Annotated in this window: 16 protein-coding genes and 3 tRNA genes; 10 read left to right on the top strand and 9 right to left on the bottom strand. The window is 68.0% G+C overall.

Annotated features, from left to right (window positions below; translation table 11 throughout):
* Window positions 1–55: 55 nt before the first annotated feature.
* Window positions 56–1,792: a helicase HerA-like domain-containing protein gene (locus HGB39_RS21445; RefSeq protein ID WP_064080152.1), complete on the bottom strand. Its 1,737-nt coding sequence runs from the start codon at window positions 1,790–1,792 to the stop codon at window positions 56–58.
* A gap of 85 nt (window positions 1,793–1,877) precedes the next feature.
* On the opposite strand from HGB39_RS21445, the gene orn reads away from it, so the two are divergent.
* Entirely contained in the window at window positions 1,878–2,477 is a 600-nt protein-coding gene (gene orn / locus HGB39_RS21440; protein ID WP_005570251.1) for an oligoribonuclease, read from the top strand.
* A gap of 85 nt (window positions 2,478–2,562) precedes the next feature.
* Window positions 2,563–2,638, top strand: a tRNA-His gene (locus tag HGB39_RS21435).
* A 62-nt stretch (window positions 2,639–2,700) separates the two neighbouring features.
* Here HGB39_RS21435 and HGB39_RS21430 read toward each other — a convergent pair.
* Window positions 2,701–3,939, bottom strand: coding sequence for a L,D-transpeptidase (locus HGB39_RS21430; RefSeq protein ID WP_043791692.1), 1,239 nt, complete (start codon window positions 3,937–3,939; stop codon window positions 2,701–2,703).
* 289 nt (window positions 3,940–4,228) lie between these two features.
* Between HGB39_RS21430 and HGB39_RS21425 the strand changes: the two genes are divergently transcribed.
* Window positions 4,229–4,301: transfer RNA gene (locus HGB39_RS21425), tRNA-Lys, on the top strand.
* A gap of 155 nt (window positions 4,302–4,456) precedes the next feature.
* Here HGB39_RS21425 and HGB39_RS21420 read toward each other — a convergent pair.
* A complete protein-coding gene (locus tag HGB39_RS21420) occupies window positions 4,457–4,678 on the bottom strand; it encodes a DUF3618 domain-containing protein (RefSeq protein ID WP_005261991.1) in 222 nt (73 codons plus the stop codon).
* Between the two features lie 161 nt (window positions 4,679–4,839).
* Here HGB39_RS21420 and bcp point away from each other — a divergent pair, with 161 nt between their 5' ends.
* On the top strand, window positions 4,840–5,313 hold the full coding sequence (bcp, locus tag HGB39_RS21415) for a thioredoxin-dependent thiol peroxidase (protein WP_005261992.1): 474 nt from the start codon (window positions 4,840–4,842) through the stop codon (window positions 5,311–5,313).
* A 260-nt stretch (window positions 5,314–5,573) separates the two neighbouring features.
* On the top strand, window positions 5,574–6,263 hold the full coding sequence (locus HGB39_RS21410; RefSeq protein ID WP_005248286.1) for a TetR family transcriptional regulator: 690 nt from the start codon (window positions 5,574–5,576) through the stop codon (window positions 6,261–6,263).
* A gap of 68 nt (window positions 6,264–6,331) precedes the next feature.
* On the opposite strand, the gene acpS is transcribed toward HGB39_RS21410, so the two are convergent.
* Together acpS and HGB39_RS21400 are read right to left on the bottom strand one after the other, a co-directional pair.
* Entirely contained in the window at window positions 6,332–6,724 is a 393-nt protein-coding gene (acpS, locus tag HGB39_RS21405; RefSeq protein ID WP_005248288.1) for a holo-ACP synthase AcpS, read from the bottom strand.
* A 9-nt stretch (window positions 6,725–6,733) separates the two neighbouring features.
* On the bottom strand, window positions 6,734–16,057 hold the full coding sequence (locus HGB39_RS21400) for a type I polyketide synthase (RefSeq protein ID WP_064080151.1): 9,324 nt from the start codon (window positions 16,055–16,057) through the stop codon (window positions 6,734–6,736).
* Window positions 16,058–16,511: 454 nt separating this feature from the next.
* Here HGB39_RS21400 and HGB39_RS21395 point away from each other — a divergent pair, with 454 nt between their 5' ends.
* The 5 genes from HGB39_RS21395 to HGB39_RS21375 all read left to right on the top strand — a co-directional run bounded on the left by HGB39_RS21395 (window position 16,512) and on the right by HGB39_RS21375 (window position 18,685).
* Entirely contained in the window at window positions 16,512–17,171 is a 660-nt protein-coding gene (locus HGB39_RS21395) for a DUF8548 family protein (RefSeq protein WP_005570852.1), read from the top strand.
* The gene (locus HGB39_RS38895; RefSeq protein WP_005570851.1) at window positions 17,168–17,650 is read left to right on the top strand and encodes a hypothetical protein; all 483 of its coding nucleotides are present in this window, start codon (window positions 17,168–17,170) and stop codon (window positions 17,648–17,650) included. Before HGB39_RS21395 ends, HGB39_RS38895 begins: the two co-directional genes overlap by 4 nt.
* Before the next feature lie 47 nt (window positions 17,651–17,697).
* A tRNA-Leu gene (locus HGB39_RS21385) sits at window positions 17,698–17,780 on the top strand.
* A 141-nt stretch (window positions 17,781–17,921) separates the two neighbouring features.
* Window positions 17,922–18,323, top strand: a complete 402-nt coding sequence (locus tag HGB39_RS21380) for a hypothetical protein (protein WP_005248296.1) — start codon at window positions 17,922–17,924, stop codon at window positions 18,321–18,323.
* The gene (locus HGB39_RS21375) at window positions 18,320–18,685 is read left to right on the top strand and encodes a DUF3817 domain-containing protein (protein WP_005248298.1); all 366 of its coding nucleotides are present in this window, start codon (window positions 18,320–18,322) and stop codon (window positions 18,683–18,685) included. Before HGB39_RS21380 ends, HGB39_RS21375 begins: the two co-directional genes overlap by 4 nt.
* A gap of 136 nt (window positions 18,686–18,821) precedes the next feature.
* Here HGB39_RS21375 and rdgB read toward each other — a convergent pair whose 3' ends face one another.
* The 4 genes from rdgB to HGB39_RS21355 form a co-directional block, all read right to left on the bottom strand.
* On the bottom strand, window positions 18,822–19,439 hold the full coding sequence (gene rdgB / locus HGB39_RS21370) for an RdgB/HAM1 family non-canonical purine NTP pyrophosphatase (protein WP_043792111.1): 618 nt from the start codon (window positions 19,437–19,439) through the stop codon (window positions 18,822–18,824).
* Window positions 19,440–19,443: 4 nt separating this feature from the next.
* Entirely contained in the window at window positions 19,444–20,232 is a 789-nt protein-coding gene (gene rph / locus HGB39_RS21365) for a ribonuclease PH (protein WP_005570849.1), read from the bottom strand.
* A gap of 45 nt (window positions 20,233–20,277) precedes the next feature.
* Window positions 20,278–21,036 carry a cyclic nucleotide-degrading phosphodiesterase gene (locus HGB39_RS21360; RefSeq protein ID WP_043792108.1) on the bottom strand — a complete coding sequence of 253 codons (759 nt, stop codon included), beginning with the start codon at window positions 21,034–21,036 and terminating at the stop codon, window positions 20,278–20,280.
* Window positions 21,037–21,168: 132 nt separating this feature from the next.
* On the bottom strand, window positions 21,169–21,852 hold the full coding sequence (locus HGB39_RS21355; protein ID WP_005570845.1) for a rhomboid family intramembrane serine protease: 684 nt from the start codon (window positions 21,850–21,852) through the stop codon (window positions 21,169–21,171).
* Window positions 21,853–21,857 lie beyond the last annotated feature (5 nt).

Here is a 21,857-nt window from a genome sequence, read left to right as displayed (position 1 = left end):
TGAATGTACCGGTCACCCCTGCCGAGGCGCTGAAAGGTACATTCGCCCAGCGTTTCTAGCGCCTGCGACGTTTTCCCGTCCCGAAGATGCTGCGGGAGATCTCGCGGCCGGCGGCCGACGCGGCCGAGCGGAGGAAGCTCTTCACCACGGAGTTCCCGAGAATCTGCTCGGCCATGTTCGGCCCCTCCGGCTGAGCGGGCGGCGGTGGCGGCAGGTCGGGCAGCGGGGGCAGGTCGAGGCCCGGTTCCGTGGCCGGTGCCCCGGCGACCTTCGCCGTCAGCTTCTCGTACGCCGATTCCCGGTCGACGGTCTGCCGGTACTTCGCCGACAGCGGGCTCGACGACGCCGCCGCCGTGATCGCGTCGTTGCCGATGGCGTCCATCAGCGAGCGGGGAGGCCGAATCCTCGTCCACGCCACCGGCGTCGGCGCGCCCCGTTCCGACAGGACCGTGACGATCGCCTCACCGATGCCCAGTGAGGTGAGAGCTTTCTCGAGGTCGTAGTTCTCGGTGGTCGGGTACGTTCGTACCGTTTTCGTCAGTGCCTTCTGGTCGTCGGGGGTGAAGGCGCGCAGCGCGTGCTGGATCCGCGCGCCGAGCTGCGACAGCACCGCATTCGGGACGTCCGTCGGCAACTGGGTGCAGAAGAACACCCCCACTCCCTTGGAGCGGATGAGCTTCACGGTCTGTTCCACCTGCTGCAGGAACGCCTTCGACGCGTCCGCGAAGAGCAGGTGCGCCTCGTCGAAGATGAAGACGAGCTTGGGTTTGTCGAGATCGCCTTCCTCGGGCAACGTCTGGAACAGGTCGGCCAGCACCCACATCAGGAAAGTGGAGAACAATGCCGGGCGCGCGGCCTGGGCGCCCAACTCGAACAACGTGATCACGCCTTTGCCGTCGAGCACCCGGAGCAGGTCCTCGGTCTCGAGCTCGGGCTCCCCGAAGAACGTGTCGCCGCCGTCCGCTTCGAGATTGACGAGGGCCCTGAGGATCACGCCGGCCGTGGCCGGGGACACGCCGCCGATGCCCTTCAGATCGGCCTTGCCCTCGGCGCTGATGAGATGCGCGATGACCGATCGCAGATCCAACAGGTCGAGCAGCGCGAGCCCCTGAACGTCGGCCCAGTGGAAGATCAGCCCCAGCGTGGACTCCTGAGTCTCGTTGAGCCCGAGAACCTTGGCGAGCAGGATCGGCCCGAACGCCGTGATGGTCGCGCGGACGGGAATGCCCAGGCCTTCCGTTCCCAGCGAGAGGAATTCGACCGGGGATCCCGCCGGCCGCCACTCGCCGTCACCCGTCTCGGACGCTCGGGCCGTGATCTTGTCGCCCGCCGCACCCGGCTGCGACAGGCCCGACAGGTCGCCCTTCACGTCGGCCATCACCACGGGAACCCCTGCAGCCGACAACTGCTCGGCAATACCCTGCAGCGTCTTCGTCTTTCCCGTCCCGGTGGCGCCGGCGACGAGTCCGTGCCGGTTGACCGTCGCGAGCGGGATGCGCACCCGGGCCGCCGGATCCACGGCGCCGTCGAGAACCACCGTTCCCAGCTCCAGAGCCGCACCCTCCGACGAGTATCCGGCCGCGATGTCCGCGGCGGCACCGGACGGGGCGGCGACGTCTGCGGGAGCACGGTTCTCCGCAGCCTCCGCGTCCCGGGCATCCTGCTCCGCCGCCTCTGCCGCTGCCGCGGCCTCCGCCGCGATCCTGGCCGCTTCGGCGGCCGCCGCCCTCGCCGCCGCCGCCCTTTCCGCCGGCGTCGAGGTCGCGTCGCCGTCCTGCGATTGCCGGGTCATCCAAGCCCTCCTCGGATCACGCACGTCGGGAGAAAGTGTCCACCGCAAACCTTATCCCGTCACTCACGTGACTACTGTGTTCCTGGTGCAGGACAAACTTGTGTGGATCGACTGTGAAATGACCGGGCTCCGGCTCGGCACCGACAAGCTGATCGAGATCGCAGCTCTGGTCACGGACAGCGAGCTGAACGTGCTCGGTGAGGGTGTCGACATCGTCATCCACGCCGACGACGACGCGCTCGCGGCCATGCCCGACGTGGTGACCAAGATGCACGAGAACTCGGGGCTGACCGACGAGGTCCGGAAGTCCACGGTCACGCTCGCCGAGGCCGAGCAGCAGGTGCTCGCCTACATCCGCGAGCACGTGCCGGTCGCCGGGACGGCGCCGCTCGCAGGCAACTCGATCGCGACCGACCGCGGATTCATCGCCCGCGACATGCCGGACCTCGACACCTACCTGCACTACCGGATGATCGACGTCAGCTCCATCAAGGAACTGTCCCGGCGCTGGTACCCGCGGATCTACTTCGGTCAGCCCGAAAAGGGTCTCGCCCACCGCGCCCTGGCCGACATCAAGGAGTCGATCCGGGAACTGAAGTACTACCGGAAGACGGCGTTCGTGCCCGAGCCCGGACCGTCTACCAGCGACATCGCCGCCGTTGTCGAGGAACTCGGGCCCGCCTGAGATACCGATTGGCTTCTCGGGCACCGGACGCGCTAGTATCTTCCTCGCCGAAGTTACTGCCCCCGGGCGGTGCCTGAAGCACATGGTGAGTGTAGTTCAGTTGGTAGAGCACCAGGTTGTGATCCTGGCTGTCGCGGGTTCGAGTCCCGTCACTCACCCCAAACGGAAAGCCCCCGGCCTCGGCCGGGGGCTTTCCTCTTTGCGATTGGTCTGACGCCTGCTGTCAGGCGTTGGCGTTGCCCGCCTTCCAGACATCCCACGGGATGTTCCAGTCACCGAGGCCGTCCGTACCCGACAGCGTGCCGCCCAGCGTGTTCTTGACGATCACGATGTCGCCGCGCTTCGTGTTGTCGTACACCCACTTCGCGTTGGACGGGCTGAGATTCAGGCAGCCGTGGCTCGCGTTCGAGTAGCCCTGCTGCCCCACCGACCACGGCGCCGAGTGGAAGAAGATGCCGCTGTAGGACATTCGCGTGGCCCAGTCGACGGGAGTCTTGTATCCCTGCGGGGAGTTGACCGGCACGCCGTAGGTGGACGAGTCCATGACGAGGTTCGCGAACCGGTCGCCGATGATGTAGACGCCGTTGTCGGTGGGTGTGTCGTCCTTACCCATCGACGTGGGCATCGTCATGATCACTTCGCCGTTGCGCTCGAACGTCACCTGCTTGGTGTTGTCGTCCGCCGTCGCGATCAGGGCGTCGCCGATGGTGAAGGCCGTGTGGACGTCCTCCTGCCCGAACAGTCCGTCACCGAGATCACGGCCGTACACGGCGACCTTGACGTCCACGGCCGTGCCGGGCGCCCAGTAGCTCTGCGGACGCCACCGCACCTCACGGTTGTTCACCCAGTAGAACGCGCCCTCGACGGGCGGATTCGTCGTGACGCTTATGCCGGCCTCCGCGGCCTTGCGGTCGGGGATGTTCTCGTCGAACTGGACCGCGATCGGCTGACCGATGCCCACCACGTCGCCTTCCGACGGCATCACGTACGGCTTGGTGACGTTGCCGGGAGCGCTGGTGGTGAACGCGGATGTCGAGGTGGTGCCCCCGCCGAGTCCGTTCGCCTTCACCTCGAGCCGGTACTCCTTGTCGTAGCCCAGCGGCTCCGTGTTGACCCAGGACAACCCGTCGGGGGCGATGGCGCCGTCGACCGTCTCGCCCTCCGGGTTGAGCATGGTGACCGCCGCCAGCGTGCCGTCGGCCACCGTCACCGTCACCGGCTGTCCGGGCGAGAATCCCACCGCACCATCGACGGCCGACGCCGTCAGCTTCGGCTTGATGAGCTCGGTGACCGGATTGGAATCGATCGGCGCCTCACCTTCCGACGTGACGCTGTCGGCACCGGAGACGGTGCACCCCGCGATCGACAATGCGAATACGAGTGATGCCGCCACAATCGTCGCCGTCTTCGAGACGGATCTCACCGATTGCGCACGCACGCGCCCGCCACGCCCCACACCCATGGATAACCCCACTTCACGTCCTCGCTCCGAATTCACGTTCAAGCCGGCACGTCCCTCGCCTTCGCGAGACGAATCAGCACGTCGAGACCGTGTGGTCTCCAATGATGCCAGCCACTGGAGACCGGTTCCAACCAAGCGCCGAGCCGCTCAATAACGTTCGAATATCAATCGTGACCAGCGGCGCTCTCGTTACGCGCCACCGTGCGGACCGGGTCGCCATGGGCAGTCGCCACCAGGCGATTTGCATTCCCGAGAAGCGACCCGCTAATGTTCTGTCTCGCAAGAGCGAGCGCCTATAGCTCAGTTGGTAGAGCAAGTGACTCTTAATCACTGGGTCCGGGGTTCGAGTCCCTGTGGGCGCACTTGCACGAAGGCCCCCATCCTCTCACGAGGATGGGGGCCTTTCTCGTGTCACCATCTCAACGCACCGCTCGGGCGGTCAGATGACGAACGGGCCGCCGGAACGTGAAGTCACTGCGAACTTCACATCCGACGGCCCGTTGTCGACGAGGGTCGTTCAGCGCAACGCTTTGCGGAGCACCAGGAGCCCTGCCACCGCACCCACGGCGATCAGTCCGTACTTGACCGCCGGCTCGTTCAGCTTCGCGATCATCGTGCGCTTCGTGTTCTCCACGAGACGCTTCGGGTTGGTGCGGACCGTCAATTCGTCGAGAGTGCTCGCGAGCTGATTGCGCGCGTTCTCGATCTCACGCTCGATGCTCTCGGTGTCCCTGGGCACGTGTCCTCCAACTTGTTCGACTGGTTCGATCAGCGAGAGCGACGCTACCGCGACGATCCCACACTTGCGTCAACCGTAGACGAGAACTCCCGACCTGCGACTCCGTCTCCCCCGATCGCGCTTCGGGCCACGTCCACACCTTCCCGGTAGCCTGACTTCTCGTGACCGACAACAACAGACTCGCCCCCGGAGACACCGCACCCGCCTTCACGCTGCCCGACGCCGACGGCAACGACGTGTCGCTCGCCGACTACCGCGGCCGCAAGGTCGTCGTGTACTTCTACCCGGCGGCGAGCACGCCGGGCTGCACCAAACAGGCCTGCGACTTCCGCGACAACCTGGCCGACCTGAACGGCGCCGGCCTGGACGTGATCGGCATCTCCCCCGACAAGCCGGCGAAGCTGGCCAAGTTCCGCGACAACGAGGGACTGACGTTCCCCCTCCTGTCCGATCCCGACAAGGCCACACTCGAGGCGTGGGGCGCATTCGGCGAGAAGAAGATGTACGGCAAGACGGTGCAGGGTGTCATCCGCTCCACGTTCCTCGTCGACGAGGACGGGAAGATCGAAGTGGCCCAGTACAACGTCCGCGCCACCGGCCACGTCGCGAAACTGCGCCGGGACCTGTCCGTCTGATCCACGCGACGGGCGGCTGCATCGTCAGCCGCCCGCGACCCATCCGAAACAGTCCGTGGCCTGCTGTCGGGCACACACGCCGACGCCACGGCACTGCCCGCGGCGTTGTGGTGGGTCGGAATCTCAGCGAGCGGCCACTTGTGGCCGATCACATCGGTCACGCCCGAAACGGCGCGACGAGTCTCCTCGCCCAGGTGAAACCCGACGCGTCACCGGGAGGGATCTTCGGAATCCGGACGAAAGACGGATAGCCTTGGGCGGTGGAGTCTTCAGTCAGCAAGCAAGCGCCGCGCCGAGTGGACCCGGCGTTGGAGCTGCAGTCGGACCCGCAGGAACTCCTGCCCCGCAGACGGCCGACCCAGGAACGTAGTCGCCGGAAGTTCGACGCGCTGCTCACGGCATCGCGGGAGTTGCTGGTGGACGTGGGATTCGAATCGTTCACGTGCGAGGAGGTCGCCGCACGCGCGGACGTCCCGATCGGCACCCTCTACCAGTTCTTCGCGAACAAGTACGTGATCGTCTGCGAACTCAACCGGCAGGACCTCGTCGGAGTCCAGCACGAGATCGCCCAGTTCAACGGTGAGGTCCCGTCCCTCGACTGGCTGCGGTTCCTCAATTCCTTCGTCGACCACATGGCGGGCCTGTGGACGTCCGACCCGTCGAGGCGCGAGGTGTGGCTGGCGATGCAGTCGACGCCGTCGACGCGCGCCACCGGTGCCATCCACGAGAAGGCGTTCGCGGAGCAGGTGTCACGGATGCTCGCGCCGCTCACCCCGCAGACATCGCGGGAGCGGCGCACGATGATGGCCGAGGTGCTCGTCCACGTCGTGTACTCGATGCTCAACTTCTCCGTGCAGGACAATCAGAGCCACGCGGACGCCGTCGCCGAACTCAAACGGCTGATGGTGGCATACCTGTTGGTCGCGGAGAAGGAATCGCGCTCCACCTAGGCGCTACGCGCCTGTGCGCCCTTCCGGTTGCCGGAGCTACCAGAAAGGCGCACGGGCGCCGAAGGCGCCTACAGCGACTCGATGACGGCGAACGCGCCCGCCATGTCTCCGTCGTGTGTGAGGGAGATGTGAATCTTCACGTCGGTCAGATGCTTGGCGACGTCTCCGCGTAAGCGGATACTCGGTCGCCCCCACGCATCCGTCACCACCTCGATCAGGTGGTGGATCATCTCGGGCAGCACCGGCGGGCTGGCGAAGAGAGACGTGGACCAGGCCTTGATCACTGCCTCCTTCGCAGCCCACCGGGCGGCGAAATGTCTAGCCGGATCGGAGCTCCGGGTCACGGCGTCCCGACGCTCGCCCGGTGTGAAGTTGTCGAGCATGGCCGTCCCTGGCCGGTCCAGCTGCTCGGCGAACTCCGACACCGTCACGAGATCGAAGCCGATCCCCAGAACTCCCATCCGTCGTTCCTACTTGCAGCCGGGCAGACCCGAGCTGTACACGTCGTCCGCTCCGAGGCGCGCGGCCTCGGTGAGCAGGACGTCCGCCTCGAGCTGACGGGACGCTGCGGCCGGGACGCTGTCGCCGCCGAAGCGACGATCCGCCGGACGCTCGTACAGGCTGCCGCCGCCGACCATGGCCTTCGCCAGTCGACGCTGACCCTCGACGGTGCGCTTGCGTGCCTGCTCGAGGTACGCCTCACGCTTGTCGGCCGGGATGGCCTCGACGAACGCCTGCGAGTGCACGACCGCGACCATGCCGGACACGTGCCCGAAGCCGAGGCTGGTCAGCAGACCGGCCTTCAGCGCGAACTGCTCGCCGAAGCGGAGCGGCTCCCGAGCCCACACGAGGTGTTCGAACTCGGCCATCTTCTCGTCGACGCAGTCGAGGCTGCGGTTCGGCGGAACGATGCCCTGGTCGAGCACCTGGCAGAGACCGATCAGCTGGAACGCGGCGGCACCACCCTTGGCGTGTCCGGTGAGGCTCTTCTGCGAGACCACGAACAGCGGTGCACCTTCGCTGCGGCCGAGTGCCCCGGCGAGGCGCTCGTGCAGCTCCGCCTCGTTGGGATCGTTGGCCGCGGTGGACGTGTCGTGCTTGGAGATCACCGAGATGTCGTCGGCACTGACACCGAGCTTGCCGAGGGACTGGGCGAGCTGCGAATCCGCTCCCCCACGACCCGCGCCGAGCGCACCGATTCCGGGAGCCGGGATCGACGTGTGGACACCGTCCGCGAACGAGCCGGCGTAGGCGACCACACCGAGGACGGGCAGGCCCATCTCGAGTGCCAGGTCACCGCGGGCCAGCAGGATCGTGCCACCACCCTGCGACTCGACGAACCCGCCGCGACGACGGTCGTTGGCCCGGGAGAATCGACGGTCGTCGATGCCCTTGGCCCGCATGTCGTCGGTCTTGGCCGTGGCGGACATGTCACCGAATCCGATGATGCCCTCCGCGCTGAGGTCGTCGAACCCGCCGGCGACCACGAGCTGGGCCTTGCCGAGCTTGATCTTGTCGACGCCCTCTTCGACGGACACCGCGGCCGTGGCGCACGCCGCAACCGGGTGGACCATGGCGCCGTAACCGCCGACGTAGGACTGGACCACGTGCGCCGCAATCACATTCGGCAAGGCTTCCTGCAGGATGTCGTTCGGCCGGTTCTCGCCGAGCAGCGTGTCGATGTACAGCGACCTCATGGAGGTCATGCCGCCCATGCCGGTGCCCTGGGTGTTGGCGACCAGCGAGGGGTGCACCCACCGCAGCAGTTCGCTGGGCGTGAACCCACCGGTGAGGAACGCGTCCACCGTGGCGACGATGTTCCACAGGCCCACGCGGTCGACGGAGTCGGCCATGTCGGCGGGGATGCCCCACTTGGTGACGTCGAATCCGGTCGGGATCTGACCACCCACGCTGCGCGTGAGCTTCATCTTGCGGGGGACGCGGATCTCGGTGCCCGCACGGCGGGTGACCTGCCAGTCACCGCTGTCCGGGACCGGCGTCGCGACCGTGTTCTCCGGGTCGGCCTCGACGAAGGCCAGTGCCTCCGCCTCGGTGCTGACCACGAAGCTCAGGTCCTTGTCGAGGAAGACCGACGTGAGGAGCGGTGCGGTGTTCTCGACCATGGCGCCGTCGTCCGCGTAGCGGCGGATGCCGCAGCGCTCGACGACTGCGTCGTGGTACTTGTCCGCGATCTCGGCCTCCGGAACCAGTTCCCCGGTCTCGGCGTCGTACCAGCCTGCGGACGGCGTGGTCTCCCACACGACGAGTCCGGTGTTCCAGGCGAGTTCGAGAACGCCTGCCGCCGAAAGCTCTTCGTCGACCTCCATCTCGAAGCGGGTACGCGAGGAACCGAACGGTCCGAGCTCACCGGCGCCGACGATGACGACGAGGTCCTCCGGAGCCGCGGTGACGCCGGACCAGGCCGGTGCCACCGACGCGGAGACCCGCGGCGGGGCGGGGAGAGCCGCGATGGTGTCGAGCTCGTCCGCATCTGCGTCGGCCTCGGCGGCTGCGGTCGCAGCTTCCTGAGCCTGCTTCGCCAGCGCGGGCAGGTCCAGGTTCGCCTGGGCGAGCCCACCGGTCAGATCGGCCGCGAGCGGCTCGGTGGAGGCGAGGCGACGTGCCTCGGGCTCGCACCACTGCAGCAGCTCGGTGGCCATTTCCTGGGTGGACCAGGTACGGACTCCGGCACCTTCGACGGCCTCGACCAGCGGGTCGTTGCCGCCCATGAGGCCGGTTCCGCGGACCCAGCCGATGAGAGCGTGCACCAGGGTGACGCGCTCGGCCCAGTTGCGCTCGGCCTTCCAGCGGCCGACCACTGCGTCCAGCGCGGCCTTGGCCTCGCCGTACGCACCGTCGCCACCGAACAGGCCGCGGTTCGGGGAACCGGGCAGGACCACGTGCAGGTGGGTGTCGACGTCACGGTCGTAACCGATCTTCGACAGTCCGCCGATCAGGCGCTCCACCGACCAGAGGAGAACGCGCATCTCCATTTCGGCGCGGGCGCCGGCGTCGGCGAGGTCGCCTGCCACGCGGGGCGCGGCGAACGGGAACAGCAGCGTCGGGGTGACCGCTTCCTTGACGAGCTTCTTCGATCCACCGGCCGTCTCGTACTGGGCTTCACCGATCCACTCGATGAGCGCGTCGATGTCCGTGTAGGACGCCATGTTCGCGGGGACCACCCACAGGGCGGCACCGGCGCGAGCAGTGCGGCGGTAGAGGTCGCGGTAGAAGCCGAGACGCTTGTCGTCGAGACGCGAGGTGGTCACGAAGACCGTCGCGCCGCCGGCGAGGAGCTTGCCTGCGACCGAGGCCGCGATGGAGCCCTTGCTGGCACCGGTGACGACGGCGACCTGGTCTGCCCATTCCGGGGTCTCGTCGGTGACGACGGCTGCCGCCTCCGCGATGCGTCCGTACTTCTCGGCCAGGGCCGTGCGACCCTCGTCGGTTGCGCGGGCCTGCCACCATGCGGCCTGCGCCGCAACGGACTTGCCTGCACCGGCGAAGCCTTCGATCTCGAGAGACTCCACGCCTGCCGCGTCGATCCACAGACGAGCGAGGTCCTCACGTGCGCTGGCCCAACGGTCGTCGAGCAGGACCGCCCGCTTGGCGTCGAACGCCGGAGCGACCAGGCGCGGCCAGTCGGAGCCGAGTTCCGCCGACACGAGGTCGACGAGTTCGGTGTCGGTCGGTTGCGCTGCCGTCGCAGTGTCGCCTGCGAAGCCGAGCTGCTCGAGCACGAGGCGGGCGGCCGAGGCCAGCACGCCGTCGCGGCCCGTGATGTGCTCGGTGAACTCGCCCAGTGCCGCGGCGTCGACGGTGCCACCGGCTCCGCCACCCGAGGACGGGAGGGAGACGCTGATCCCGCGGCGCGAGGCCACTGCGGCCACTGCGCTGTCGATGACGGCGTCGACTGCGGCGCCGTCGGCGAGACCGCCGCCGGCCAGGCCGCCGAGGTCACCACCACGGATGCTGGAACCGTCGCGGGTTCCGAGCGCCACCTCGGCGGTGACGTGGTAGGCCCAGCCGTCGCCGAGTTCCCAGACCTTCTTCACACGGTCCGCGATGGCCGCCGGGCGACGACCCGAGGGGCCGAAGACCTTGCGGAGGTGATCGTTGATCGAGTCGGACAGCACCGGGCCGAACGGCTTGTACGTGCGGGCCAGGGAGTCGACCGTGCCGGCGAGCGAGCCCATGTCGGCGTCAGCGGCACCGTCGATCGCGCCGAGCGAGAGCTCGGAGCCGAGGTCGACGAGCAGCTGGTTACGCCGCGAGGACACGCCGTCGCACAGCGCCTCGATCGTGTCGACGGGGCCGACCTGATCGGGACGGAGCTTGGTCCACAGGCTGATCAGAACCTTGGTGGCGTCGGCGGCCTTGAACGCGATGTCGTCGGGACGCGGTCCACCGGACGGTGCCGCGGCCGGGGCCGGAGCCGCGGCGGGTGCGGCCGATGCGGCGGGCGCCTCGGCTGCGGGTGCTGCGGGCTCGTCGTCCTCGACCGGCGCCGGATCGACGTCGGTGGAGTACACGATGGACGCTTCACGCTCGATGTTGAGGACCTCGACCGGGTAGCCGAAGCGGCCCGGCAGCTTCAGGGTCTGCGACGCGAGGTTCGCGACGGTCGGGACGGAGCCCAGACCGATCTCCACGAACCGCTCGACACCCAGTCCACCCTCGGACTCGTCGGCGAACAGCAGGTCCTGCGTCTCGATCCAGCGCACCGGGCTGGCGAACTGCCAGGCCAGGAGCTCGGTGAGGACCACGCGGGTGAGCTGGACCGGCTTCTTCGCCCAGGAGTCGAAGTCCTTCAGCACCTTGTCGAGGGGCTTCGACGGCACCAGGTCGGCGATCTCCTGCACGAACTCCTTCTTCAGGGAGAACGGCTTGGGGACCAGGTTCGGGATGTAACGCCCGATCAGGATGGCCGGGTCGATGTCCTGCGGAAGCAGTTCCTCGAGACGTCCGCGGAAGTCGTCGACACCGCCGCGGAGCACCGTCGAGTGGAACGGGACGTCGATGCCCGGGACCATGATGTACGCGCGCTTGCCACCGAAAGCCTCACGGCGGATGTCGATTTCGACCTCCAGCGCGTTGAGTCCGGCGACCGTACCGGCGATGGCGTACTGCGAGCCACGCAAGTTCAGGTTCACGATCTGCAGGAACTCACCGGTCGCCTCGGCGACACCGGCGACGAACGCCTCGACGTCGTCGTCGGCCAGACCGATCTGCGACGGGCGGATGGCAGCCATCCGGTAGTCGGAGCGGCCGGCCTCGTCGCGGGGTACGAGTGCGTGCATCGCGGAGCCACGCTGGAAGACCACCTCGAGAACGGCTTCGAGAGGCAGCACACCGGCGACGGCGGCGAGGGCGTTGTACTCACCGACCGAGTGGCCTGCGAGCAGGGCACCCTCGACGAAGGCACCGGATTCGCGGAGCTCGGCAACCTGAGCCACACCGAGCGTCGCCATCGCGACCTGGGTGAACTGGGTCAGGTGCAGAACACCGTCCGGGTGCTTGTGCTCGACACCGCGGGCCTTGACGACCGTCGGGTTGTCGCGGACCACGGCGAGGATCGAGAAGCCGAGGGCCTTGCGGGTGTGCTTGTCGGCGCGGTCCCAGATCTCACGGGCGGCCTTGGAGCGGGCGCGGGCGTCGAGGCCCATGCCGGGACGCTGGATGCCCTGTCCGGGGAACGCGTAGACGGTCTTCGGGGCGGCGGTGCGACCCGTTGCGACCATCACCAGTTCACCGTCGATGCGGCAACCGACCTCGACGATCTCGGCGCCACGGTCCACCGCGATGCGGTCGACGCGGACGTCGATCTCGGCGCCCGGGCGAACCATGCCCAGGAAGCGTGCGGTCCAGGCGGTGAGGCGACGCGGCGGCGTCTTGGTCTCGGCCGGATCCACGGCGGTGACGACCTGCTGGGCGGCGGCGGAGAGCCACATGCCGTGCACGATCGGGCTGCCGAGGCCGGCGAGCAGTGCCGCGTTGTCGGAGGTGTGGATCGGGTTGTGGTCGCCCGACACCTGGGCGAAGGAGCCCATGTTGCGGGGAGCGACGATCGTGGTGTCGCGGCGACGACGACGCGGGGTGTCGACGGCCTCGTCACTCAGCGAGCCACCGGCGCGGGCCGGGTCGGTCAGTTCGCCCTTGCCGGTGCGGCCGCGGATCGCGAAGCGCTCCGACAGGGTGACGACGGCAGGCGCGTCCAGGCCCTCGCCGAGCATGGCGCCGACCTCGACCTTGACCTCGACGACGCGGCCCAGGTCGGTGTCGAGAACCGAGGCGACCTCGGCCTTGACGACGAGAATGCTGGTCTCCGAAGGCAGTTCGCCGACGAAATCGACGCTGTGGTCCAGGTGGACCAGGTCGAGCATGCCCTCGATGACGGACAGCGAGTCCTCGGTCTTGGCAGCACCGAGCACGGCGAACACGGCCGGCCAGCAAGCACCGACGACCACGTCCGGGACGGCCTTGCCGCTGACGCTCAGCGTCGTGGGCAGACCCGAGCCGGTGACACCGGCATGGTCGGCGACCAGGTCGGGCGTCCAGGCGAGGTTGAGGCGTGCGACACCGTTCTTGACGGCGGGCAGTTCCTGACCGGCCGCGACCGCGAGGAGTGCGGTCATCGACTTCTCGGCGTCGGCCTCGGTGACCACGGGAGCGCCACCGTCCGCGACGGACGCGGGAACGGTGATGGTGATCTGGACGGACTTGGCTGCCACCAGCGGGACGGTGAGGAGCACCTGCTGGTCGTCGATGACGGACAGCTCGGCACCGGTGGTCTCGTGCACCGCGAGGGTGTCGGACTCGATCGACCACTTGTCGAGGTCACCGAGCCGGCGAACCGGGTTCAGCGTCAGGCGCGAGGCCCACTGGATGTCGGGAGCCGACAGCACGGTGTCGAGGAGGCCGCGGGCGATGTCCGCGTGACGGCGTGCGGGCAGCGACAGCGGCGCGACACCGGCCGTGACCAGCTCGTCGTACGTGGCCTTCTCGAAGCGGTCCAGCAGCTCGCCGACAGGCTCGTCGACGCGCGTGATGCCGGCGACGGCGACGGTGCCGGGGATGACGCAGACCTGGTCGGCCGTGTAGCGAGGATCGTGTGCCTGCCACAGCGAGTCGGAACGCCACCAGCGGCGGACGTCACCGTCGACGACGGGCACGAAGTTGACCGGCTTGCCGGGGGTCTTGCACAGCGAGACGAAGAAGGAGACGTCCGCGGGGTGCAGAACCGTGGTGGCGTAGTCGGGGTACTGCGCCTGCAGGGCGCAGACGGCCGCCTCGGGACGCTCGAGAATCGCGTCGTCGGCGAACAGGGTGGGGATGGGGCCACGATCGACCGGGTGCAGACGCGACTCGGTGCGCTGCAGCATCTCGCCGAAGCGCGCACGCCAGGTGATGTCGAGCCACGGGCTCGAGGTGGCCTCGGTGATGGCGTCCTGGAGGTCGGTGCCGCAGTCGAATGCCTTCGCCGCGTCGATGCCGACGGCCAGCTCGAGGTAGCGGCGCAGCCACTGCTCGTACGTCATGGTCGCGACGTCGCCGAAGTACGGCTTCGCCGTGATGTTCAGTGCCTCGATGATCTCGTCGCGACGCTCGGCGACGGCGTCGGCGTCTCCGGCGACCTCGTCGAGCAGACGGCCGGTGCGGGACGCTGCGTTGTCGATCTCGTGGATGTCGGCGCCGAGCTGGCTGCGGCCGGAGGCCATGCCGCCCTCGGCGGTGCCTGCTCCGACCCAGTCCGGAGTACCGGGGGTGTCGACGAGGAGCTGCTTCACCTCGGCAGAGGTGGTCGCCTCGAGGGTGGCCATGGCGGCGGTACCGACCAGGATGCCGTCCAGCGGCATGGCCGGGAAGCCGTGTGCAACGGACCAGCGGCCGGTCAGGTAGTCGGCAGCCCGCTCGGGCGTGCCGATGCCGCCACCGACGCACAGGACCAGGTTCGGCCGGGTACGCAGCTCGGCGTAGGTGTCGAGGAGCAGGTCGTCCAGGTCTTCCCACGAGTGGTGGCCGCCGGCGCGGCCGCCCTCGATGTGGGCGATGACGGGGAACGAGGGAACCTCGTTGGCGATGCGGATGACCGAGCGGATCTGCGCGACCGTGCCCGGCTTGAACGCGACGTAGCTGAAGCCGGCATCGGTGAGGTCGCCGATGATCGAGACGGCGTCCTCGAGCTCGGGGATACCGGCGGTGACGACGACACCGTCGAACGGGGCGCCCGCGGCGCGGGCCTTCGGCACGAGGCGCTTGCCACCGACGTGGAGCTTCCACAGGTAGGGGTCGAGGAACATCGAGTTGAACTGCACAGCGCGGCCCGGCTCGAGCAGCCCGGTGAGCTTCTCGACGTTGTCGGCGAAGATCTGCTCGGTGACCTGGCCACCGCCGGCGAGCTCGGCCCAGTGGCCTGCGTTGGCTGCTGCGGCGACGATCTTCGGGTCGACCGTGGTCGGGGTCATACCGGCGAGCAGGATCGGCGAACGACCGGTCAGCTTCGTGAACGCGGTCTCGACGCCGATGCGACCGCCCGGCAGCGACACCGGCTTCGGGAGGAACTCGGTCCACGCGGCGGGAACCTCGGGGGTTGCGCCCGGCGTGAGCAGGTTGCGGTGACCGCCACGGGTCGCGGCGGCAACGATGCCGACGCCCTGGCCGCGGACACTGGCCGACGTCATGCGGGTGAGGAGGTCACCGGGTCCGAGGTCGAGGATCCACGCGGCACCGGCTTCGAGGGTGCTGTCGACGGCAGCAACCCAGTCGACGGGATCGACCAGGCAGGCGCTCGTGAGAGCGCGGGCCTTCTCCTCGTCGAGACCGCAGCGCACAGCCCACTGGCCGACGATGTCGATCGTCTCCGCGAGTGCGGGGTGGTGGAAGCCGATCTCGACCGCGAGGGGCTCGAAGACAGGCGCGAAGATGGAGCCGCCACGCTTCTTGGCGTCGCGCTCACGGGCCTCGTCGGCCTCGATCTGCTCGCACCGCTGCTGAACGCGTGCCAGCTGGGCGGGCGGGCCGGACAGCACGACACGGCGACGGGCGTTACGGATGCCGAGGACGGCTGCACGCTCGGGCTCGAGGCCCTCGGCGAGCTCCTCGACGATCTGACGCAGTCGTTCCGGGTCGACGTTCGATACAGCGAGCATCGGGGTGGAGTCGGCGGCGGCGATCACTCCGCGACGACGGCCGACGAGGCCGGCAGCCGCACCGATGAGCTGAGCGAGGGCGAGGAGTTCGCCGTCCTTCTGACCCGAGGAGGCAACGGCCTCCGCGGCGAGGAGCCCCTGGGAGTGGCCGATCACCGACACGGGAGCCGTAACCGCGGGATCGAGGCCCTGAGCAGCCAGCGCACGCAGCGCTGCGATCTGGGTGAGGAAGACGCCGGGGAGAGACACCGCCGCCGAGGTGAGGGCTGCCGCGGAGGGACCGGCCGCCTGGGCGCCGTCCTCTTCGTCGGCGAGTTCCTGCTCGAGGATCCAGGCGATGGGGTCGAATCCGACCGGGCGCACGACGAGGAGTTCCTGCGCCACGGGGGCCAGGTAGTCGGCCGCGTCGTTGACGATCGTGGTGAGTGCCGGCTCGAGTCCGTTGTCGCGGCTCAGTTCCTCCAGCGAGCTCAGCCAGGGCGCGCCCTGACCACCGAAGGCGAGCGCGTACGGCTCACCTCCGAGCAGACGATCCACGAGGGTGCCCTTGCTCGACGACCGAGTGTCGTCCCGGTCTACGCCGATGCGCCGCGAACCCTTCGAGTTTTTTCCGTTTCCTGCGGGTGTCGTGTCGTCAATCGTCACGCGTATGTCCTCTCCTGGTCCCCTCTGGGGGGAGGTGGGGATAGTGTCTGCCGCCCTCGGCATCGTGTGCCAGCTGTATCGGCTCTGATCAGCTCTTCCGGGCTGTTCAAGGTTGACACAGAATCATGAGGATTTCCTCACGTTCACGAGCCGTCGTGGTGTCACAGCCGTGCATCGGAGAAATATCCCGTGATGTCCCTCACAGATCTCCCGCGAAGTGACCGGCGAGTAGAACGCGTCCGTGCTGGACGAGGGCGGTGCAAGGACGTCCAAGAACCTGAGGAAAGCCTCATATTAATCGTTATCAATCTGTTACCACCTTGACGAAGTCCCAGGTTCATGCAGGTCTGCGTCCTCGAATCCGGGTCCGCGACCAGCGAAAGCGAACCTGTCGGACCCTCGCACTAATGTTCGAATCCAGGAACTGCCGACAGCCATTCTCCGGGGGGAAGAAATGAGCACAGCCCACGTCCGCGCCCTACTCGATCACGTCGCCGCCGAACTGCCACGAGAGCCGTGGCCGCACTGGACGGAGGGCTGGCCGCGCGAGATCGAAGCCGGGCTCCTCGATGCCGCGTTCTCCGCCCGCGCCACCTACGGAACGCCTACCACGGGGGTCCGCGCCGTCATCACCCGCTGGCGCGATCACCGGGCCGGACCCCTCGACGACCTCACGGCACTCGCTGCGCACGCCGATGAACCCGAAGACCTCCTGGCCGTCCTGAACAACAGGCAGCGAGTACCGGGGAACTACACCACCAAGGCCGAGGCCGTCGCCTCGGCGGCACGCTCGCTCGCCGAGCTGGGCTGCACCACCTCGGCGGATCTCCGCGACGACGCGGCACAGCGGAACGCGATCGTCGGGGTGCCCGGGTTCGGTATCGCCACCTGGGAGTGCTTCGCCATGCAACTCGGCGTCCGCACCACCGAATCTCACCAATTGGTGTGCGATTTCCTCGGCGAGGCACTCGATCTCGAAGCACCCCCATCGACTGCAGACGCCGAACACCTCGTCGCCGCAGCAGCAGCACGGCTCGAGATCACACCTACCACCTTCACCCACGCCGTCTGGCGGTACCAGCGCGCGCAGCGACGGGTGGCGGGTGCGAGATGAAGTACACGCGGGAAGTATTCGAGCAGGCGGTCGCAGAATCGATGAGCTACGCCGGCGTCATGCGCTACCTCGGACTGAAGCCCGCGGGTGGGACACACGCGCACCTGAGTCGGCAGATCAAGAAGTTCGGGATCGATACGACGCACTTCACGGGGAGTGCACACACCAAGGGCAAGCGGGCTCGCAATCGCATGTCGTGGGAGGAGATTCTGGTGAAACGACCACCAGGTAGCGCACGCGTGAAACCACATCTGTTGTGCCGTGCCCTGATCGAGGCCGGAGTCGAATACAAATGCGTTCTCTGCGGCCTCGGTGACGACTGGTGCGGACTCCCACTGATCCTGCACGTGGACCACATACGGGGTGACCCGTCGGACTCCCGCTTGGAGCAAGTTCGATTCCTGTGCCCCAACTGCCACAGCCAGACTGCGACGTGGGCCGGGCGAAGGAGCGGGAACGGAGGCGAGCACACCGGCTGACGCGTGTGCGCCAGAGTGTCGCTCACATGGCGTAGTCTGTGCTTCGCGCGCGAGTGGCGGAAGGGTAGACGCGTCAGGTTTAGGTCCTGGTGTCTGAAAGGACGTGGGGGTTCGAATCCCCCCTCGCGCACTTCTCGGGTTCTTTGCCAATTTTTCGGCGGCCCTGTTTCGCTTAGATTTACGGCTTGTCGGGCGCTGCGGCGGCTGTGACCGCCGCCATAGCGGCAACCTCTCCTAGCAGCGCATTCAGCGATTCAGGTACCGTCGTTACGTGTCCGGTAACCGTAAGCAACGCCGCCCCGCGCTGATCCTGTTGGTGGTCGTCGGGGCTGTCGGGTGCCTCGCACTCGGCTGGTGGCAGTGGACACGTTTCGAAGCGGTGGGCGGGACCGGCCAGAATCTCGGATACGCGTTCCAGTGGCCGCTGTTCGCGGCGTTCCTCGTCTACGCCTATCGGCGATTCGTGCAGCTCGAGGACGCCGAACCGGCTGACCCCGCCGACGTCCCGGATGCTCCCACCGAACTGCGGGAGATCCCGGCAGACGTCCTGCCCCCTCGTCCCTCGGTGGCCGAGGACGACGATCCGGACGACCTCGAGAGCCGGCAGATTTCGCAGTACAACCAGTACCTCGCCGAGCTGTCCGCTCGCGAGACCGATAGGAGCACCACGTGAGCACGGGCCAAGACGAGACGACTGCCGGTTCGGTCGCAGACACCGCGAAGCAGAAGAAGATCGCCCCCGCGCTCCTGCGCTACCGCGTCCTCGCCTACGCCACCGGTGTGTGGCTGCTGGTACTCACCGCTGAGATGGTGGCCAAGTACATCTTCAAGGTCGACAACCTGCCCACCTGGATCGCCGTCGTCCACGGCTGGGTGTACTTCGTCTACCTGTTGGTGACGCTCGACCTGGCGGTCAAGGTGCGCTGGCCCGCGGGCCGGACGGTCGGGACGCTCCTCGCGGGCACCATTCCGTTCCTGTCGTTCTACGTGGAGCACCAGCGGACCAAGCAGGTCCGCCGCGACTTCGGTCTCTGATCGAACCGGTCGGCTTCCTCACATGATGACCGGCTGCCCGGTGATCATCGCGATCACGTAGGTCAGCCAGCCGAGCGGCGTCTGCGGCACCATCATCGGCGACATGCGAACCTCCTCCCGTGAAGCGTAGCGAGTGTCAGCGCCCGGTGAGCGCCGCCAGGGCGGGGACGAGCTGAACGAGTGCCCGCCCCCGGTGCGAGGACGCGTCCTTCTCCTCCGGTGACAGCTGGGCGGCCGATCGGGTGTCCCCGTCGGGCACGAAGACCGGGTCGTAGCCGAACCCGCCGTCGCCGACGGGCTCGCGGGCGATGCTCCCCCGCCATTCGCCGCGGACCACCGATTCCTCGCCGCCGGGCACCACGAGCGCGCACGCCGAGACGAACGCCGCCCCCCGGCGGTCGTCGGGCACGTCGCCGAGCTGAGCCAGGACCAGGGCGGTGTTCGCGGGATCGTTTCCGTGCGTGCCCGACCAGCGTGCGGACAAAATTCCGGGCATGCCGTTCAGTGCGTCCACCTCGATTCCGGAATCGTCTGCGACACAGGGCAATCCGGTTGCGGCGGCACCGTCGCGCGCTTTCGCCAGGGCGTTCTCCTCGAACGTCGCACCCGTTTCGGGGGCCTCGGCGTATTCGGGTACGGCATCGAGTCCGACCAGTTCGATTCCGTCGACACCGGCTGCCGCGAGCACGCGATGCAGTTCCCGGAGTTTCTTCGCGTTGCGGCTGGCCACCAGCACTCGTGTGGTTTCCGGCACCGATCTAGCTCCCGAACTTCTTCTTCGACGTCTCCGGGATCTTCGGCTCCGGAAGCACACCGGGGTAGGGCAGTTCGAGTGCGGCCTTCTGGATCTCGAACAGTTGCTCGCACCCTGTGAGCGCGGAATCCAGCAGTTTGTCGAGCGTGCTCCGCGGGAACGTCGCGCCCTCGCCGGTGCCCTGGATCTCGACGAGAGTGCCGGTGTCGGTGGCCACCACGTTCATGTCGACCTCGGCGCGCGAGTCCTCCTCGTACGGCAGGTCGAGGCGCACACGGCCGTCGACGACGCCCACACTCACCGCGGCGATGCCGCAGGAGATCGGCTGGGGGTCCGCGAGACGGCCGGCGGCGCGGAGATAGGTCACCGCGTCGACGAGGGCCACATAGGCGCCGGTGATGGCGGCGGTGCGGGTTCCGCCGTCGGCCTGCAGCACGTCGCAGTCGAGGGCGATGGTGTTCTCACCGATGGCGGCGAGGTCGATGCAGGCGCGGAGGGAGCGTCCGACCAGCCGGCTGATCTCCTGGGTTCGTCCACCGACCTTGCCCTTGACGGACTCTCGGCCGCTGCGGGTGTGGGTGGCGGCGGGCAGCATGGCGTACTCGGCCGTCAGCCAGCCGAGTCCGGAGCCCTGACGCCAGCGGGGAACACCGTCCTCGACGCTGGCTGTGCACATCACCCTGGTGTTTCCGAATTCCACCAGCACCGATCCCGCGGGATGAGTGGTGAAACCGCGGGTGATCTTGACCTCGCGGAGTTCGTCGTCCGCCCTACCGTCTTCTCGTGTGGTCACGGCAGAGAGCCTAGTCGCCCCGGTGCGGGGGGCGGGCACACGGCTTCAGACGGTGTAGACGCCGCCCGCGGACACCGCGTGCACGGGGCCGGAGAATTCGGCCTTGGCCTCGGCGATGACGTCTTCGCGCGACGTCCACGGCGGTATGTGGGTGAGCAGCAGTTCGCCGACACCGGCGCGGTGTGCGACCTGACCGGCCTCGGTGCCCGAGAGGTGGATCCCTTCGGGCCGATCCGGGCTGTGTGTCCACGACGCCTCGGCGAGCAGTACGTCGGCCGCGCGGGCGAGGTCGATCACTTCTTCGCACATGCCGGTGTCGCCGGTGTACACGAGGGTGCGCCCGGCACCGTTGGTCACACGGAACCCGTACGCCTCGGGCGGGTGGTTGACCCGGCGCGCGGTGATGGTGAGGTCGCCGAACGTGACCGGTTCGCCGTCGATCCAGTGACGCAGGTCGATCGTGTCGGAGATGTCGTCGATGTCGCCGCCGCACTCCGCGGACGCGACGCCGATCCGGCGGGCGGTGTCGGACGGGCCGTAGACGCGTGCGCGCCCCTTCGGCGGGTGAGGATGATAGCGACGCCAGACGAGCAGTCCGGGGAGGTCCAGGCAGTGGTCCGCGTGCAGGTGGCTGAGCAGGACGGAGACCTCGCCGGGATCGGCGAACCGCTGGAGCGCCCCGAGGACACCGGGTCCGAAGTCGAGTACCAGCGGCGGTGTGTCCGGCGCTGTCAACAGATAACCCGATGCAGGTGAGTCTGGTCCGGAGACGCTCCCTGAACACCCCAGGACGGTAATGCGCATACCCGCCATGCTGCCACGACGACCCGTTTCGGAAAAAGCTTCCGACCGAATTGGCGCGTCGACCTCACAACCGATGGGGAACTGTGACCTGATCGCACGCGTCGGGGGCTTGCGCCGACCGGGCCGGGGCGATCACCCGAACGATTGTGGCCCCACTGCTTTCCGGGCCCGCTGTTTCCTGGCGTCCGCGGAGAGCAGCCAGGCGGCGACGACACCGCCGACGGCGCCGAACAGATGTCCCTGCCAGGACACACCGGGAGCGCTGGGCAGCACACCCCACAGCAGGCTGCCGTAGACGACGAACACCACCACACCGACGAGGATCTGACCGAGGCTGCGGGCGAAGATTCCCCGGACCAGCAGGTAGGCGAGCCAGCCGAAAATCAGGACGGAGGCGCCGATGTGGTTGGAATAGGATCCGCCGGTCAACCAGGTGCCCAGACCTCCGACCACCCAGACGATCCCGGTGGCGGCGAGGCCGCGGGCGATGCCCGACAGCAGCACGAGGAACCCGAGGACCAGCAGCGGGACGGTGTTCGCGAACAGGTGCGCCCAGTCGTCGTGCAGGACCGGGGCGAACAGAATCCCCCGGAGCCCGTCGACGGAGCGCGGCCCGACGCCGTTCTCTTCGAGTCGCTCGTCGGACGCCACGTCGACGATCTCGATGACGTACAGCAGCATCGTGAAGGTGCCGATGAGGATTGCGGACTGCAGCCACAGCGGCTTCGACTTCGACGCGGGCGCCGGCTTCGCGCCGCCCCTGGGCACCGGCGAGTCGAATCGCGAGGAGTCGAACGACGAAGTCACGATCCACACACCCC

The sequence above is a fragment of the Rhodococcus opacus genome, assembly GCF_012396235.1.
Taxonomy (GTDB): Bacteria; Actinomycetota; Actinomycetes; order Mycobacteriales; family Mycobacteriaceae; genus Rhodococcus_F; species Rhodococcus_F opacus.
The sequence above is the reverse complement of the archived record's forward strand: the minus strand, read 5'-3'. Positions and strand labels throughout refer to the sequence as shown.